This window comes from Janthinobacterium goodfellowi, assembly GCF_051380695.1.
Lineage (GTDB): Bacteria > Pseudomonadota > Gammaproteobacteria > Burkholderiales > Burkholderiaceae_D > Janthinobacterium.
The window spans coordinates 14,574-32,010 of sequence record NZ_JBNYXN010000003.1; the positions used below are offsets into that span (position 1 = coordinate 14,574).

At 63.6% G+C, this 17,437-nt stretch carries 14 protein-coding genes and 2 tRNA genes; 7 read left to right on the forward strand and 9 right to left on the reverse strand.

The window, feature by feature from the left end:
- Positions 1-8: 8 nt before the first annotated feature.
- The 7 genes from ACQ4WQ_RS12460 to dkgB form a co-directional block, all read right to left on the reverse strand.
- On the reverse strand, positions 9-587 hold the full coding sequence (locus ACQ4WQ_RS12460) for a nucleotidyltransferase family protein (protein WP_436497448.1): 579 nt from the start codon (positions 585-587) through the stop codon (positions 9-11).
- A gap of 13 nt (positions 588-600) precedes the next feature.
- Positions 601-2,859 (reverse strand): xanthine dehydrogenase family protein molybdopterin-binding subunit, encoded by a 2,259-nt coding sequence (locus ACQ4WQ_RS12465; RefSeq protein WP_436497450.1) that lies wholly within the window; start codon positions 2,857-2,859, stop codon positions 601-603.
- Positions 2,860-2,869: 10 nt separating this feature from the next.
- On the reverse strand, positions 2,870-3,328 hold the full coding sequence (locus ACQ4WQ_RS12470) for a (2Fe-2S)-binding protein (protein WP_070292451.1): 459 nt from the start codon (positions 3,326-3,328) through the stop codon (positions 2,870-2,872).
- A 132-nt stretch (positions 3,329-3,460) separates the two neighbouring features.
- Positions 3,461-4,177, reverse strand: coding sequence for a DsbC family protein (locus ACQ4WQ_RS12475; protein ID WP_230492381.1), 717 nt, complete (start codon positions 4,175-4,177; stop codon positions 3,461-3,463).
- A gap of 171 nt (positions 4,178-4,348) precedes the next feature.
- Complete coding sequence (locus tag ACQ4WQ_RS12480) at positions 4,349-5,581, reverse strand: FAD-dependent monooxygenase (protein WP_436497453.1); 1,233 nt, start codon at positions 5,579-5,581, stop codon at positions 4,349-4,351.
- 66 nt (positions 5,582-5,647) lie between these two features.
- Entirely contained in the window at positions 5,648-6,577 is a 930-nt protein-coding gene (locus tag ACQ4WQ_RS12485) for an LLM class oxidoreductase (RefSeq protein WP_436497455.1), read from the reverse strand.
- A gap of 1 nt (position 6,578) precedes the next feature.
- Positions 6,579-7,403, reverse strand: a complete 825-nt coding sequence (gene dkgB, locus ACQ4WQ_RS12490) for a 2,5-didehydrogluconate reductase DkgB (protein ID WP_436497457.1) — start codon at positions 7,401-7,403, stop codon at positions 6,579-6,581.
- Positions 7,404-7,589: 186 nt separating this feature from the next.
- On the opposite strand from dkgB, the gene ACQ4WQ_RS12495 reads away from it, so the two are divergent.
- Positions 7,590-7,665: transfer RNA gene (locus ACQ4WQ_RS12495), tRNA-Phe, on the forward strand.
- Positions 7,666-7,807: 142 nt separating this feature from the next.
- Here the strand turns inward: ACQ4WQ_RS12495 and ACQ4WQ_RS12500 are convergent.
- Positions 7,808-8,347, reverse strand: a complete 540-nt coding sequence (locus ACQ4WQ_RS12500; protein WP_070223805.1) for a DUF2058 domain-containing protein — start codon at positions 8,345-8,347, stop codon at positions 7,808-7,810.
- Positions 8,348-8,611: 264 nt separating this feature from the next.
- On the opposite strand from ACQ4WQ_RS12500, the gene ACQ4WQ_RS12505 reads away from it, so the two are divergent.
- The 4 genes from ACQ4WQ_RS12505 to ACQ4WQ_RS12520 all read left to right on the forward strand — a co-directional run bounded on the left by ACQ4WQ_RS12505 (position 8,612) and on the right by ACQ4WQ_RS12520 (position 14,419).
- Positions 8,612-8,917, forward strand: a complete 306-nt coding sequence (locus ACQ4WQ_RS12505; RefSeq protein WP_219136695.1) for a PsiF family protein — start codon at positions 8,612-8,614, stop codon at positions 8,915-8,917.
- Between the two features lie 260 nt (positions 8,918-9,177).
- A complete protein-coding gene (locus ACQ4WQ_RS12510; protein ID WP_436497459.1) occupies positions 9,178-11,454 on the forward strand; it encodes a putative bifunctional diguanylate cyclase/phosphodiesterase in 2,277 nt (758 codons plus the stop codon).
- 92 nt (positions 11,455-11,546) lie between these two features.
- Positions 11,547-13,934 (forward strand): S9 family peptidase, encoded by a 2,388-nt coding sequence (locus ACQ4WQ_RS12515; protein ID WP_436497461.1) that lies wholly within the window; start codon positions 11,547-11,549, stop codon positions 13,932-13,934.
- A 62-nt stretch (positions 13,935-13,996) separates the two neighbouring features.
- Positions 13,997-14,419 (forward strand): hypothetical protein, encoded by a 423-nt coding sequence (locus tag ACQ4WQ_RS12520; RefSeq protein WP_436497463.1) that lies wholly within the window; start codon positions 13,997-13,999, stop codon positions 14,417-14,419.
- A 41-nt stretch (positions 14,420-14,460) separates the two neighbouring features.
- Here ACQ4WQ_RS12520 and ACQ4WQ_RS12525 read toward each other — a convergent pair whose 3' ends face one another.
- Positions 14,461-15,231, reverse strand: a complete 771-nt coding sequence (locus tag ACQ4WQ_RS12525; protein WP_436497465.1) for a hypothetical protein — start codon at positions 15,229-15,231, stop codon at positions 14,461-14,463.
- 119 nt (positions 15,232-15,350) lie between these two features.
- On the opposite strand from ACQ4WQ_RS12525, the gene ACQ4WQ_RS12530 reads away from it, so the two are divergent.
- Positions 15,351-15,426 (forward strand) — tRNA-Phe (locus ACQ4WQ_RS12530).
- Between the two features lie 625 nt (positions 15,427-16,051).
- Positions 16,052-17,437, forward strand: a 1,386-nt coding sequence (locus ACQ4WQ_RS12535) for a PKD domain-containing protein (RefSeq protein ID WP_436497467.1), incomplete at its 3' end; no start/stop codon positions are given.

Genomic DNA, 17,437 nt, shown 5'->3' on the forward strand with positions numbered 1-17,437 from the left:
GCCCCGCCTTACAAATCGTCAGGTGTATCAATATCGCGCAAGATGCCGCCGTCGTCCACTGTCACTTCGCACACGGCATGGCTGTTGACGATACTGCGCGCCCCCTGGTCGCCATCGAGCGCCAGCAGCAGCGGCAAGTGAAAGGCGCTGAACGCGACAGGATTGCCGCGCCGTCCCTGGAACACGGGCACGGCGATGTGCGCACCATCGCCGATGGCTTGCGACAAGGCGGCGATTGTAGCCGCTTCCACGAAAGGCATGTCGCCCAGGGCGATCAGCCAGCCCGGCGCGCCGCGCACGTGATCGATGGCGCAGGTAAGCGACGCGGCCATGCCCGTGTCGGCATCATGGCAGACGCGTACCTCGCAGCCGAGCGCACCGAGCACGCGCGCCACCTGCGTGTCTTCGGCGCGCACCACGGCCAGCACGCGCGGCAAGGCCGCCAGCATGTTCTTGGCCGCCGCCACTACCACGGGCAAGCCCGCATGCGGGCCTTCGGCCAGCGGCTGCAATAATTTGTTCTGTACGCCGGAAGGGTCGAACCTGCGTCCCCTTCCGGCTGCCAGCAAGATGCCGACCGTACTCAAAAAACCGCTGCCGTCATGCGGCCGCCAGGTCGAACGGCAGCTTGCGCAGGCGCTTGCCTGTCAGGGCGAACAGCGCGTTGGCGAAGGCGGGCGCCAGCGGCGGCACGCCCGGCTCGCCCATGCCCGTCGGCGCATCGCCCGACGGCACCAGGTGCACCTCGATCACCGGCATGTCGGGCATGCGCGGCACGGGGTAGTCGCCGAAGTTCTGCTGCTCCACCACGCCATCCTTGAGCGTGATGGCCGCGCCGGGGATGGTCATGCCCAGCGCCATCAGCGCGGCGCCCTGCACTTGCGCCTCGATCGTCAAGGGGTTGACGGCCAGGTTGCAATGCACGCCCGCCCATACCTGATGCAGCTTGGGCGCACCGTCCACCACGGAGGCCGTCACCACGTAGGCGACCACGGAGTTGAACGATTCATGCATGGCCACGCCCCAGGCCTGCCCTTTCGGCAGCTTCTTCCTGCCGTAGCCGGACTTGGCCACGGCCAGGTCCAGTGCGGCGATGTGGCGCGTGTGCTTGGCGTCGATCAGCTGCTTGCGGTAAGCGACGGGGTCCATCTTCGCCACGTGCGCCGCTTCGTCGATCAGCGTTTCCATGACAAAGGCCGTATGCGTCGAGCCGACGGAGCGCCACCACAGCACGGGCACGTTTGCCTTGGCCGTGTGCACAGACAGTTTCATCGGCAGGGTGTACGGCTCGCCCATGCCTTCGACCATGGTGCCGTCGACGCCATTTTTCACCATGAAGGCCTCAAAGGGCGTGCCGGCCATGATGGACTGGCCCACGATGGTGTGGTCCCAGGCGAGTATCTTGCCCTTGGCGTCGAGGCCGATCTGCGCGCGGTGCACATGCGACGGCCGGTAGTAGCCGCCCTTGATGTCATCCTCGCGGCTCCACATCAGCTTCAATGGACCGCTCTTGCCCGCCGCGCGGTATGCCTTGGCGACGTTGACGGCTTCGACCACGTAGTCGGACGAGGGCACGGCGCGCCGGCCGAAGCCGCCGCCGGCCATCATCGTGTGCAGGGTCACCTGCTCCGGTTTCAGGCCGGAAGTAGCCGCGATGGCCGCCTGGTCGCCCGTCTGGAATTGCGAACCGACCCACATCGTGCATTTGTCGGCCTGCAGGTCGACGACGCAGTTGAGCGGCTCCATCGGCGCGTGCGCCAGATAAGGGAACTCATAGACGGCTTCGATCTTTTTCGGCGCCTTGGCCAGTGCGGCGACGTCGAATGCGCGCGCCACCGTGCCCGGCGTCTTGGCCAGCGCCTTGAAGGCGGCAAGCTGCTTGTCGCTGCTGACCTTTTCCACGGCGCTCGGATCCCACTCGATCACCAGTGCATCGCGCCCCTGCTTGGCGGGCCAGTAGCCGTCGGCGATGACGGCCACGCCGCTGCCGCCACGGTCGGTTTTGACTTCCAGCACCTCCAGCACGCCCTTGATGGCCTTGGCCTTGGTGGCGTCGAATTTCGCTACCTTGGCGCCAAACACGGGCGGACGCGCCACCATCGCCACTTTCGCGCCGGGCGGTTTGAAGTCGATGCCGAACTGCTGTTTTCCCGTGGACTTGGCGGCTGCGTCCAGGCGTTTCACGGGTTTGCCGATGATGGAAAAATCGCGCGGGTCTTTCAGCTTGACGGTGGCAGGCACGCTCTGGCGCATGGCCGCGTCGGCAAACTCGCCATACGTCGCCTTTTGTCCGCCGGGGCCATACAGCACGCCCTTGGCGGCCCGTACCTGGTCGGGATTGACTTTCCACTGCACTGCGGCGGCGCCCACCAGCATGGCGCGCGCCTTGGCGCCGATTTCGCGGTACTGGGTAAACGAATGGGCGATGCTGCCCGAGCCGCCCGTCATCTGCATGCCGTAGGCGGCATCCTTGTACTGCTCGCCGGCCGGTGCCAGCGCGCCGTGCACCAGGCTCCAGTCGGCGTCGAGTTCCTCGGCGATCAGCATGGGCAAGCTCGTTTGCACGCCCTGGCCGAATTCCAGCCGGTTCACCTGCACCGTCACCGTGTTATCGGGGGCGATGTGCAAAAAGGCGTTCGGCGCATACACGGGCTTGGCGGGAGCGGCATCGGCCGCCTGCGCCAGCTTGCCCGCGCCGGGCAGGAAAAAGCCCAGCATCAAGCCGCCGCCCGCCGCCGCGCCAGCCTTCATGAAACCGCGCCGCGAGACGCCATCGGCCACCGGAGCCGATGCCAGCGCCGCGCCCAGGGTCACTCCGCCATGCTGCAATGCTTCCTGATTCAACCATTCGATACGCATGTCGCTCTCCTCAGGCCAGGGTCTTGGCCGCGTCCTTGATGGCAGCGCGGATCCGTTGATAGGTGCCGCAGCGGCAGATGTTGCCGCTCATGGCGCCATCGATGTCGGCATCGCTGGGCGACTTGTTGGTGCGCAGCAGCGCCGTGGCGCTCATCACCTGGCCGCTTTGACAGTAGCCGCATTGCGGCACGTCGTGACGCACCCATGCCGCCTGCACGGCCTTGCCCACCTGGTCGTTTTCCATCGCTTCGATGGTGGTGATCTTTTGCGCGCCCACCGAGGAAATCGGCGTGATGCACGAGCGGATCGGCTGGCCGTCGAGGTGCACCGTGCAGGCGCCGCACAGGGCCGCGCCGCAACCGAACTTGGTGCCCGTCATGTTCAGGTTATCGCGCAGCGCCCACAGGATGGGCGTGGAAGGATCGGCGTCGACCTGCGTGTCGCGTCCGTTGATATTCAAGGTAATCATCTGCTGCTTCCCCTTTTTTGGATTGTTATGGCGTCTACGAACAACACTTGATGATACGACAGCGGAAAAAAGTGCAAAAAAAAGCGCGCCTTGCGAGGGCGCGCCGTCCAGCCTTCCTGGCGACAGCCCGGATTACTTAATGGTCGAGAATTTCTGTTCCAGCGTTTTCGCATCGACCGCGCCCGGAATGCGGCTGCCGTCGGCAAAGAAGATGGCTGGCGTGCCCGAGACGCGCAATTGCTGGCCCAGGGCGAGGATTTTTTCATGCGGATTGGCGCAATTGGCCGGCGATGCGGCAGGCACTTTGCCATTCAGCATCCAGTCATCCCAGGCCTTGTTGCGGTCCGGCGAGCACCAGATATTGCGCGACTTGGCGATCGAATCGGGCGACAGGATGTTGTACATGAAGGTGTAGACGGTGACGTTGTCGATTTCCTTCAGCGCGTTCTGGCGGAAGCGCTTGCAGTAACCGCAGTTCGGATCTTCGAACACGGCGATCACGCGCTTGCCATTGCCCTTGACGGTTTTCATGGCCGAATCGAGCGGCAGGTCGGAAAACTTGATGCGGTTGACTTCGTCCAGGCGCACCTTGGTCAGGTCTTGCGACGTCTTGGCGTCGAAGACGTGGCCGACGAACAGGTATTGCGCCGATTTGTCCGTGTACAGGATGTCGCCGCCCGTGCGTACTTCGTACAGGCCGCCGTACGGGGTTTCCTTGACCGAGTCCACCTTGGCGCCTTCGCCCAGGCGCGGCTCGATCAGCTTTTTGATGCTCGCTTCCGTCGGCGTTTCCGCGCCGGCGCACGACATCATCAGGCCCGAGGCCATCAGCAAGGCGATTTTGCTCATGCTTCCGTTCATTGTTATCACTATCACTTCTCCACTTGAAACGCCCGGCGAAACTGGCCCCTGGCCCGACGTCGTTATCTCTTTGACAAAACGATCGCCGCAGACCAGCTGCGGCGACCTTGAATTTTCACTCCTGCCATTATCCGGCGATATCTTAAGATACGCTGATATTTACGGATGTCCCAATGCGTGCGAGATCATTTTTCGCTTCAGCGCAGGTAATTTATCCAGCAAGTTTAATCCCAAATTGCGAACCACGCGCAACGGTTCCAGATCGGCGCCGAACAAACGCGCCAGACCATCGGTCGCCAGCTGCATCAGCAGCACGTCTTCCTTGCGCGCGCGGGCATAGCGCGCCAGCACGCGTTCGTCGCCGATGCCGCGGTGCGCTTCGCGTTCGCCGATCGTCTTGACCAGCTGCGCCACGTCGGCAAAACCCAGGTTCATGCCGTGGCCGGCCATCGGGTGCACCACGTGGGCGGCGTCGCCGACCAAAGCCACGCGCGGCGCCACCATGGCGTGCGGACGCATCAGGGTCAGCGGGAACGCGCGCACCAGCTCCGGCTGCAAAGGCGTCAGTTTGCCCAGCTTATCGTGGCAATACGCGGCCAGGCGCGCTGCCAGGGCATCGGCCGATTCGGCCATCAAGGTATCGGCCAGCGCATCGGGCGCCGACCAGACGAGAGAGACGCGCTCGCCCGGCAGCGGCAGCAGCGCGACGATGCCTTCGCTGCCCGTAAACCACTGGTGGGCCGCGCCATGGTGCGGCTTTTCGCAGGCGAAGTTGCTGACCACGCCCCGCTGGCCGTAGGAGCGGTAATCGAGGCCGATGTCGCACTGGCCGCGCACCCACGATTGGGCGCCGTCCGCGCCCACCACCAGCGCGCAGGTGATGGTGTCGCCGCCGTCGAGGTGCACGATGGCCGAGTCGTTCGTCCATTCCAGGCGGCTGGCGCGGCCCTGCAGCACGCTGACGTTCGGCGCGAATTTCAGGGCGGCGTCCAGCGCCTGGCCCAGGTTGCGGTCTTCGACGATCCACGCCAGGGCGCCCACATGCGCGCCGTAGGCGTCGAAACCGAGTCCGCCCGCCTGCGCGCCGTCGCCGTTGACCAGCATGGCATCGACGGGCGCCACCCTGTCGCCCTCCAGCGCGCCCCATACCTTCAGCGACGACAGCAGCTGGTGCGCCGTATGATTGAGCGCATATACGCGCACGTCCCAGCTGGCTTCCACCGGCCTGGCGGCAGGTGCCGGAGGACTCGCCGGGGATAACAGGGTGACGCTTTGTCCTGCCTGGGCAAACGCCAGCGCCGTGGTTTTCGCGATGGCGCCATTGCCGACGATGCAAACGTCGCTGTGGCTGTGCATGAAGCGCCGCATGGTGGGGGGAGTGGAACTGTTCATGCGGTCATTATAGCGTTTGCCCCACCCTTTTCAGCTAGTCCGGAAGTACAGAACGCATGCCCCAGGTCAAGCAGCGCCATGAAACACAGGCAGCACGTATTCCCCGATCTCCTGCAAGGTCTCGGCCAGCGGGCGGCGGTTCTGCCGCAGCTGCAGGCCGATATGCCGCACGCCGGCCGCGCGCATGGCGTGCAGCTCGGCGATCAGGCCATCGCGGCCCGTGCGCCCGCCGAAGCGGAAGCGCTGCAGCGGCAAGGTCGGATCGTCGTCCAGATCGAGGTGGATGAAGCTGACATACGGCTTGTCGCCGCCGGCCACGGCCCGCCATTGCGCCGCACGCCGCGCATGGTCTTCCGGCGTGCCTGGATAGGCGAGCCAGCCGTCCATCTGCGCGCCGATCCACGCGGGCGATTGCTGCGCCAGCCCCGCCACCAGCAGCGGCAACGGTGCTGCCGGCTTGGGCAGCAGACGGATGCCGGGCGGCAGGCGCGTCTCGCCCCAGTCGCGCAACATGGCCACCTGCTCGCGGAAAGCCTCACCGCGCTGCGCGAAATCGCGGCCGAAGACGGGATATTCGACGGGCCGGTCGCCGCTGGCCACGCCCAGCAGCAAACGCCCGCCGCTCAACCGGTCGACGCTGGCCGCCGCCTTCAAGGTCAATACGGGTTCGCGCAGCGGCAGCACCACGGCGGCCGTGCCCAGCAAGATGTTCTCGGTGATGCCGGCCAGGTAGCCGAGATAGGTAAATACCTCGAAGACCTGGGCCGCGTCGCCGAACGACGGGTCGTACAGGGGCACGTCGCGCAGCCACAGCGCCCGGAAACCCAGGCGGTCGGCCAGCCTTGCCAGCACCGCATGCTGTTGCAGGTCCGGCTCGCCCGGCACGCGGCCGGAGGCCGCATTCGCCTGGCGCGCCGTCGATGACCAGTCATTGTCGAGTGGCAATTCCAGGCCGATACTGAAACCGCCCTGCCCCAGCTTCGTCATGGCGCCCATCTCAATCCCACTGCGGCGCCAGGCCGTCCGGGTTGGCCAGGCGCTCGCCCCGCTCCAGCGTGGCCATCTGCGCCATCTCTTCCGGCGACAGGGTGATGCGCTGAAAATGCAGGTTCGCTTCCAGGTTGGCGCGCCGGGTCGACGACGGGATCACGGCAAAGCCCTGCTGCAGCGACCAGCTCAGCGCAAGCTGCGCCGGCGTCACGCCATGTTTGGCTGCGATGGCCGCGATGACGGGGTCCGCCATCACCTTGCCATACGCGAGCGGCATGTAGGCCGTGATGTGGATGCCCTGGCTGCGCGCGAAATCGATGACCTTGCGGTTTTGCAGGAAGGGGTGGATCTCGACCTGCTGCGTGGCGATTTCCGACGCGCCCACCGTGTCGATGGCTTGCCGCAGCTGCGCATTCGTGAAATTCGATACGCCGATGGCCTTGGTCAGTCCCTGCGCCTTGGCGTCAAGCAGCGCCGCCATGTACTCGGCCACGGGAATGGCGCCCTGCGGCGATGGCCAGTGGATCAGCGTTAAATCCAGCTGCTCCAGCCGCAGCTTGTGCAAACTGTCCTTCAGGCTGGGAATCAGCTTGTCGCGCTGCAGGTTCTCGATCCAGATCTTGGTGGTGACGAACAGCGCGTCGCGCGGAACGTCGCTGGCGGCGATCGCCTGGCCCACCTCGGCTTCGTTGCCATAGATTTGCGCCGTGTCGATATGGCGGTAGCCGACGTCGAGGCCCGTCGTGACGGAATCGATGACGACCTGCCCCTGCAGGCGGAAAGTGCCCAGGCCGATTTCAGGGATGGCGGTGTGTTGGGTAGTGGCGTGCATGCGGTAATCCTCTCAAGTCAGTAACGATGGCCACACTATGCGCCCATCCTTTGTTGAGAAAAATACCGTTTATATCAAATCATATTTGATCCACGCGCAAGTAATGGAAGGCGAATCCTGGAAATGCAGGAAAAGTCGCAGCCGGCTCTTGCATTCCCGTTTTGGTCTGCTATAATTCGCCACCTTGGCCTGGTAGCTCAGTCGGTAGAGCAGAGGATTGAAAATCCTTGTGTCGGTGGTTCGATTCCGCCCCGGGCCACCAAGAATACGTTTTACTTTCAAAAACGCCACCCTCGGGTGGCGTTTTTGTTTGTGGGCCGTTTATACAATATGCAAAACAACGGGCCGTTTCCGGCCCGCAGTGACTCCAGTCCGGCGCCGTCAGCGCCGGGCAAGCATCCCTCTTACCACATCAAATCATCAGGAATCTGGAACGCCGCGTACGGATCGTCCTCGTCCACTTGCGTGCTGGCCTGTTTCACGCGCACGACGATGGCCGGGTCGCGTTCGGCGATCTTGTCGGCGATGATGCGCGGCACCAGTTCCACGGCGCCGCCCAGGCAGACGATCACCAGGCGGCCCGCCACCAGGTGGGCCTGCACGGCGGCCGTCACGTAAATGCGCTCGATCTTGTTGTTGAACGTGAAGTTATATGGCACGTCGCCATTGTTGCCCTTGCTCTGGCGATTCTTTTGCACCATTTGCGCGATCTGCGCCACGATGGCTTTCTGGTTCGCGGCCGCATCGCGCTGGGCGTTCAGTTCGCGCGCGCGTTCCGCATTCTTGCGCTGGGTCTCGAGCGCGGCCAGGCGCACCTCGTCGACGCTTTGCGTGCCGCTCTTGCGCTCGTCCTTTTTTTGCTTGCTCTTGTCCTGGTTGGCCAATTTGACCTTCTTCTTGTCGACCAGGCCGGCCTTTAAAAACTGCTCTTGCAACGAGACCATAACTACTCCGTATTGAGGGTGCGCCGGCCAAGGCAGCGGCATCGGCCGGTGGAAAGACGCTAGCATAGCAAAAAATGGGGCCGCTGCCGCCGCAACATGGCGGCCCGGGCCAGCCAGCGGAGGCCTGGCGCCTGGCAGTAACAAAAAGACACACTCGAGTGGAAATTTTGTTGATAAATGTCATATAGTTAGTTACGTTCTGCATATCGGCACTTATAGCCGATTGCATGTCCCTTCCATCGCCTGCGTCTACAAGGATTTGCCATGAAACAATTAATCGCCCTCTGCATCGCCGCCGCGTTTGCCAGCACCGCCTTTGCCGCCGCACCGGAAGCGGCGCCCGTCGCGAAGACGGCGCAACAGTCGAAAATGACCACCTGTAATGCGGATGCCGCCGGCAAGAAAGGCGATGAACGCAAAACCTTCATGAAGGAATGCCTGAGCGCCAAGCCGGCGCCGGCCATGACGCAGCAAAACAAGATGAAAACCTGCAATGCCGACGCCAAGGACATGAAGGGCGATGCCCGCAAGGCTTTCATGAAAGAATGCCTGAGCGCACCGAAGAAATAAGCGCCGCTTCGTAGCGCCAGCGTGCGCTTCACTGCACAACGCCAGCCGACAGGCTGGCTTTTTTTTGCTCCCGCCAAACGGCGCGGCGCCCAGGGCAGAGCGACCTTGCCCCGCCAAAGGATCGATGAATGAGGCGGTCACGCGGAACGCCGGCAATCATGACCAATGATCAAGATGACAAGAGGATTGATAGCGCGTAATATTTACTCAGCAGTAATGCACGGCGCGGCAGCAGCTTACCCCAGGGGAAGGATGGCAGCGTGGCGACATCGAGCGATCTCGCGCACTGGCGCGGCCTGGTCTTTACCCGCCTGTTGCAGGTGGTGCTGCTGCTTGGCATCGTCACGGCCATTCCCAGCGCGCTGCTGGCCGCAAGCGAAGCCATCTGGTCCATCGTCTCCCTGGACTTGCTGGCCATCGGCTGGATCGGCGCCATCTGGCATAGTCGCGCCATGCCCTACCGCTGGCGCGTGTGGCAATTCCTGATCGTCGCCTACCTGGTGGGCGTGGGCCTGCTGCTGAAAATCGGTCCCGTCAGCCAGATCTACATGATGCTCATGCCCGTGCTGGCGGCACTGCTGCTGGGCATGCGGCCAGCCTTGTCGACCCTGGTCCTGACCACGCTGACCATCTTTTTCCTCGGCCTGCATCCCGACATCGCCCTGCATCTGCCGGGCACGCCCGACTCCCCTGTGCTGCGCGCGCTGATCGTGGCCTTGAACTTCCTGTTCATCGCCGCCGTGCTGACCCTGTCCTGTGCCTTCCTGCTGCGCCACCTGGAAGACAGCAGCCAGGCCCTGTCGCAACTGAACGCCGAGCTGCGCCTGACCGCCACGGCGCTGGCCCGCCTGAACGACATGGTGATGATCGCCGACGTGCTCGATGCCCCACCGGGCCCCGGCGCCGGGACAGTACCGGCCACGCGCATCATCTTCGTCAACGACGCCTTCGAGCGCAGCAGCGGCTATGCGCGCGCCGAGGTGCTGGGCCGCAGCCTGCTGTTCCAGCAAGGCCCCGCCACCGATGCGGGCGAACTGGCGCGCATCGCCGCCGCCATGGCACGCGCCCAGCCGGCCAGGGCGGAATTGCTGAACTACAACAAGGCGGGCAAGGCGTACTGGGTCGAGGCGGAACTGGTGCCGTTCACGGATGCGGACGGCAGGCAGACGCACTGGGTGGCTGTCGAGCGCGAAATCGACGAGCGCAAGCAATCGGAAGCGGACATCCACCGCCTGGCCTTCTACGACGTGCTGACGGGCTTGCCCAACCGGCGCCTGCTGATGGACCGCATCGGCCACCTGCTGGCCGCCGCGCCGCGCGACCATACGATCAGCGCGCTGATGTTCATCGACCTCGACCACTTCAAGCACATCAACGACGCGCGCGGCCATGCCACGGGCGACGCGCTGCTGCGCCTGGCGGGCGAACGGCTGGCGCAACTGATGCGCAAGGCCGACACGGTGGCGCGCATCGGCGGCGACGAATTCGTCGTGCTGCTGGCGCACCTGGCCGATGACCTGGACAGCGCCGCCCGCGCGGCGGCGCAGGTGGCCGAGAAAATCCGCGCCGCCATCGCGCGCGACTTCGAGATCGGCGCGCAGTCCTATCATTGCAGCGCCAGCATCGGCGTGACCCTGCTGCCGAAAACGGGCCAGCAGGCGCACGACCTGCTGCGCGAAGCGGACATCGCCATGTACCGCGCCAAGGCGCAAGGGCGCAACGGCATCGCCTTCTTTGAAGCGGCCATGCAGGAGGGCGTGGAACGGCGCCTGACCCTGGAACGGGCGCTGGCGCGCGCGCTCGACACGGAGCAATTATGCATGCACGTGCAGCCGCAGGTCGACCGCCATGGCCGGGTGACGGGCGCCGAATTGCTGATGCGCTGGCCGCAGCCGGACGGCAGCTTTATCGCACCCGGCGTGTTCATCCCCATCGCCGAGGAATCAGGACTGATCGTCAGGCTCGGGCACTGGGCCCTGCGCGAAGCATGCCGCGCCGCCAGGGTGCTGGCGCAGGCGCAAGCTGGCCAGGCCATCCCCCTGTCCGTCAACGTCAGTCCGGCGCAGTTCCGCCAGCCCGATTTCGCCGCCCGCGTGCAGGCGGCGCTGGCCGAACACGGCACGCCGGCCGGCGCCCTGATCCTGGAATTGACGGAAGGCTTGCTGATCGACCAGCGCGACGCCTCGCTGGCGCGCATGCGCGAACTGGCGGACCTGGGCATCCGCTTTTCCATCGACGATTTCGGCACCGGTTATTCCAGCCTCGCCTACCTGACCTCGATGCCGCTGTACGAACTGAAAATCGACAAGCGCTTCATCGACGACACGCCGCGCGATACACGCGACACGGCCATCGTGCAGGCGATCCTGGCCATGGCGCGCCACCTGGGCTTGCGCGTCGTGGCCGAAGGCGTGGAAACGCAGGAGCAGGCCGACTTCCTGGTCGCCCACGATTGCGATGGCTTGCAAGGCTACCTGTATGCGCGGCCGATGCCGCTTGACGACTTTCCCGGCTGGCTGGCCCGGCATCAAGCTTAACTTTCCGACATTTCCTGCACGAAACTCCTCCGCTAGAATACCGGCCTCATAGCCTGTACCTTCACCATCCCCCTTGATTAAAGCGATCTCCGATGCGTCTGGTTCTCCCCCTGCTGCCGCTCCTGCTGCTATCTCTGCTGCCCGCCGCCAACGCGGCCCCTTCCACCACCGCGCCCACGCCGATCACGCTGGACCAGGCCATGGCCGATCCCGACTGGATCGGCACACCCGTCGAAGCGGCGTGGTGGGGCTGGAATGGCCAGCTGTATTACAAGCAAAAACGCCTCGGCTCTCCCCTGCGCGACACGTTTCACGTATCTGGCGCGCATGCGAAACTCAATAGCGGCAAGAAGGTCGACGATGCGCAACTGGCGAACCTCGATGGCCAGCAGATGGTCGTCAACCGGGCCGGCACGCGCGCCATCCTGCTGCGCAACGGCGACTTGTTCGAGCGCGACCTGAAAAACGGCGCCCTGGTCCAGATCACGCGGGGCGTCACCGCCATCAGCGACCCGCAGTATTCCGCCGACGGCAGCGCCGTGCAGTACCGCAGCGGAACCGACTGGTTCAGCTGGAGCCGCGCTGATCGCCTGAGCGCCCCCGTGGTCCTGCTGCGCGCGGTCAAGGACCCGGACGCCAAGCCGGAAGCGGACGCCCTGCGCGAACTGCAGCTGCGCCTGATCGTCAACCTGGCGCGCCAGAAGGACGACCGCGACGCGAGCCGCGAGCGCCGCCACGAAGAGCGCCGCCTGGACGCCACGCGCGCGCCGGAACCGATCTACCTGGGCGACAAAGTGACGATTTCCGGCAGCGCCCTGTCGCCGGACGGCCGCTGGCTGCTGTTCGTCACGCAAGACAAGGCCGCCGAGAAGGGCAAGCTGGGCAAACTGGCCCGCTACGTCACGGAAACGGGCTACCCGGAAGCGGACGACGAGCGCACGCGCGTGGGCCGCAACATGCCGATTGCGCAAAGCCTGAAACTGGCCGACCTGCGCACGGGCCAGGTGCGCGACATCGCTTTCGACAGCCTGCCCGGCATCGCCACCGACCCGCTGGCCAGCCTGCGCGCCGAACAGAAGCTGCCGCCGCTGAAAGGCAACCGCCCCGTGCGCATCGACGCCCAGCGCGACGGCATCGCCTGGACCGACGACGGTGCCAAAGCGGCCGTGCGCGTGCGCGCCATCGACAACAAGGACGGCTGGCTGGCCACCGTCGACCTGGCCAATGGCGCGCTCGTGCCCGCGCACCGCATCAGCGACACGGCCTGGGTCAACCGCCGCGCCGAGGAATTCGGCTGGCTGCCCGACAACGCCAGCCTGTGGTATCTGTCCGAGGAAAGCGGCTACGCCCACCTGTACACGAAAACGGGCGCCGCGCCCGCGCATGCATTGACGCAAGGCAAATGGGAAGTGAGCGCCGTCGAATGGAGCCGCGACGGCAAGACTGCCTATTTTATGTGCAACCCGCAAGCGCCAGGCACGTATGAAGTGTGCGCCAGCACGGCCAAGGATGGCGGCGCGCGCGAAATCACCAGTTTGAAAGGCGTGGAAAACTTCGGCCTGTCGCCCGATGGCGGCAAGCTGCTGCTGCGCTACTCGACCAGCTATATGCCGGCCCAGCTGGCCACGGTTTCTGTCTCTGGCGGCAAGGCGAATATCCTGACCGATACGCGCAGCGACGCCTTCAAGGCGCGCAGCTGGGTCATGCCGGAACTGGTGCAAGTGCCGTCCACGCATGGCGCGGCACCGATCTGGGCCAAGCTGTACCGGCCAAAGCAGCTGGAAGCGGGCAAGCGCTATCCGATCGTCATGTTCGCGCACGGTGCCGGCTACCTGCAGAACGTGACCGAGCGCTATCCCGTGTATTTCCGCGAACAGATGTTCCACAACCTGCTGGTGGAGCAGGGTTACATCGTGCTCGACGTCGACTACCGCGCCTCGCTCGGCTACGGCAGCGCCTGGCGCACGGCCATCTACCGCCAGATGGGCCACCCGGAACTGGAAGATTTCATCGATGGCGCCAACTGGCTGGCGCAGCAGCACCAGGGCGACATCAAGAACGTGGGCATCTATGGCGGCAGCTATGGCGGCTTCATGAGCCTGATGGCCCTGATGCGCGCCCCGGAAATCTTCAAGTCCGGCGCCGCCCTGCGTCCCGTGACGGACTGGACCACGTACAACCACGAGTACACAGCCAACATCCTGAACACGCCGGACGTCGATCCGCAGGCGTATCAAATCTCGTCGCCGATCGAATACGCGGACAAGCTGACGGGCAACCTCCTGATCGCCCACGGCATGATCGACGACAACGTGTTTTACCAGGATTCCGTGCGCCTGTCGCAGCGCTTGATCGAGCTCAAAAAGGATAACTGGGAAATGGCCAGCTACCCGATGGAGCGCCACGGCTTCGTGCAGCCGGAAGCGTGGTATGACGAGTACCGCCGCATCTATCAGTTGTTCCAGCGCACGCTGAAGTAAGGGCTGGGGCCAGCACGCGAATCGCGCTTGCCATTTACGCAAGCATGGCACATGATGAAGGCATGCATACCTCTACCTACTCCGCCCTGCGCGCCGCGTGCGCCGCCATCCTGCTGCTGGCCACCAGTGCCTGCGGCAGCGCCCCCGCACAAGATGCGCCGCCCGCACCTGGCAATGCCGGCTTGCTGGCGCAAATCCAGGCGGAAGTGGGGACCGCCGCCTGCGATTCCACCCAGCAATGCCAAACCATCGCCATCGGCGCCAAGGCTTGCGGCGGCCCCGAGCGCTACCTGGCCTGGTCCAGCAAGGACAATGACGGCAAAAAACTCAAGGCCTTGGCCCAGGCGCAAGCCGAGGCCAGCCGCAAGCAGCAGGCGGACGGCATGATGTCGACCTGCTCCATCGTCACGGACCCGGGCGCCACCTGCGAGGCGGGACGCTGCGTGCTGCAAAAGAGCGCCATGGGCGGCAGCTCGGCGATGTAAAAAAGCCGCTGGATCAGCGGCTTGCGTGATGCTGCAACAAGTCAGGACTGCAGTTGCAAGGTCTTGATAATTTTGCTTTCCACCTTCTCGCCCGCGCCCGAGGTGGCATTCTTGCTTTCCTTACGCAGCAACAATAAGTGGTCGCCGCTGACGCCATACTGGCGCGTCTCGTCCGTCTTTTGCGTAAAGCTGACGACGACAAAGGCGCGCCCGCTCACATCGAAGTGAAAATGGCTGGCCAGCGGCGTGCCGTCGGCGGCGATCCACACCTCGATGCCGCCTTCGAACTTCTTCACATACTTGCGGTCTTTCTCAGGCACCTTGTCGAGCGACAAGGTAAAACTCAGCAGGCGCGCCGGCTTGCCCTTGTAGCTATCCACCTTCTCGCCGCTGAACACGGCTTCCTCGATCTCGCGCGACAAGGAATCGGCCGCCGACACCATGGAACGCAACTCCGCGGCCTTCATCTCCCCCAGCGCAAAGCCGATCGGCGTCTTGACCTTCGGATCTTTCACCTTGGCGCGCTGCTCGGCCTCCACTTTCGCCAGCAAATCCTTGCCGTAAAGCACCTGCAAACCCGCCGGCCCGCCCTCAACAGCCACCGTGGCCTGGCCGCTATCCTCTTCCGCCTCCTTGCCCTCGCCCTCGCGGCGCCAGCTTTTCGATTCCACCTGCGCCTTGATCGGCGTTTGCCCCTGCAAGCGGGCCAGCGCCGCATTCAGATCGGCCAGGCCATCGGCCCGCGCCGTACCGCAAAACAAACTGAACAAGCCCGCAGCCGCCAGGCCCTGCACTCCAATACGTCGCTGCATCGCCACATCCCTTCAGGTCATACAAGGATGCCAAAACACCATGTTTTGGCCATCTGTTGCATTTGAACACAGCTAGCTCTGGTCAGGTGGAAAGTCTTTCTGCTATAATTCGCCGCCTTGGCCTGGTAGCTCAGTCGGTAGAGCAGAGGATTGAAAATCCTTGTGTCGGTGGTTCGATTCCGCCCCGGGCCACCAAGAATTCAGCAGTACATAGCAAAAAGCCAACCTCCGGGTTGGCTTTTTTGTTTACCGGCTCAAAAGTCTTTGCCCCGGTCCATCCATGGTGTCCGGTAGGTCAGCATACTTAACCTTTGCAAACATTTTTTCATGCGCCGCATCTGTCTCATCGCGGTCAAAGTTGACAAGTAGAAATGAGAGATCGTTGCTCTTGATCAACTATGGTTTGATGTGCGCACTCCGCACTCTGGGATTCAGGAGTTATCTTGAATACAAATAAAAGCGTGATTCATTTAATATCAATCAACATCGGAATTGAAAATCCTTCTTTCGATTTCGCCCCGGGCCACCAGCAATTCAGCAGTACATAGCAAAAAGCCAGCCTTCGGGTTGGCTTTTTTTTCAGCGTTGCTCGCTCTCGCTTCGGCCCCATCGCCAGTCACGCAGCGTGACGCACAGCGATAGCTTGCCCAACGCTCTGGTGCGGCACGCCTTCGTCAAATTCATCGGCTCGGATTTGAAACAAGCAATATTGCTCAAAAGATATATAATTTACATCAACAGCCTGACTCTGGCAAAACCAGGCCATTTCAGTACGTCGCAAGCACAGGCATCACTTAAAAATTAGAAATGGATAGGCTCAATGAAGATACTGGCAACTGTACTTAGTTCGTGCATGCTCGTTGCATGCGGTGGCGGTGGTGGCTCGTCACCGGTTCCTGTCACCCCAACAAGTCTAACAGTCAACGGTACTGCCGCAACGGGGAAGGCCATTGCTGGCGCCACTATTACTGCCAAATGCCAGACAGGCACCGGCGACGCCACGACGCTGGCTGACGGCAGCTACAGCCTTGCCGCAGCCGGCGGCAAACTACCGTGCCTGCTCCAGATCACCGATCCAGCGGATGGCTCAAAATTACACACGCTCGTGCTGGGAAGCGGCAGCGCCGCCACTGCCAACATAACGCCACTAACCGAAATGCTGACGGCGCGGGTACTGGGGAGCGAACCGACGGTCTTCTTTGCCGCGTTTGACGCCACTATTGCCAACAACAAGGTCACTACCACTGCAGTGAAGGCAGCACAGGCTGATGTGGGGACGGTACTCAACGGTGTCGTCGACACGAGCCCGCTCGTTGATTTCCTTGCCACGCCATTGAAAGCCGCGACACAGGGCAACCCGGCTGGCGGCGATGCGCAGGACAGGCTTCTGGATGCGCTCAGAGTAAAAATCAACGCCGCCCGGCTCACCCAGGTCGTCACCGCGCTGGCCAAGATCACCAATACAGACGCCATCAAGCAAGTCATCGCCGATATTGCGGCCGTCCCCCCTGTCGCCCAGGCGGGACCGCTACAAAGCGTGGTGACGGGCACTGTCGTCACGCTCGATGGCAGCGGCAGCTCGGCGGCTGCAGGCCGTACGCTCAGCTATGCATGGACCCTGCAATCCAAACCGGCAGCCAGCACGGCAAGCTTGTCGTCGCCGACCTCAGCAAGGCCCACGTTTACGGTGGATGTGGCTGGCACTTATGTTGCCAGCCTCGTCGTCAACGACGGCAAGGTCAGCAGCAACGCGGCAGCGGTCAGTATTACGGCCAGTGTAGCCAATGCGGCGCCGGTGGCGAACGCAGGCTACGCGCAAAATGTCTTGTCCGGCAGCGTGGTCGAACTCGATGGCAGCGCCAGCTCGGATGCCAATGGCGATGTCTTGACGTTTGCCTGGAAGCTGACAGAAAAACCGGCGAACAGTACGGCCACCTTGTCCTCTGTCAACTCGGCCAGGCCCACCTTTACCGCCGATGCCTCCGGCTTGTATGTCGCCAAACTCATGGTCAACGATGGCAAGGCGAGCAGTGCGGATGCGACGGTCACTGTCAGCGCCAGCGCCGTCGACACGTCGGGGCCCTCCGTGTCAGCCATCACCGTCAATCCCACCACCGTTGATGTCTCGCAGGCAAGCCAACTCGTGACGGCCACGGTGACCGTGACAGATGCCACCGGGATCAATCTCAGCGCCCTGCCCAATCCC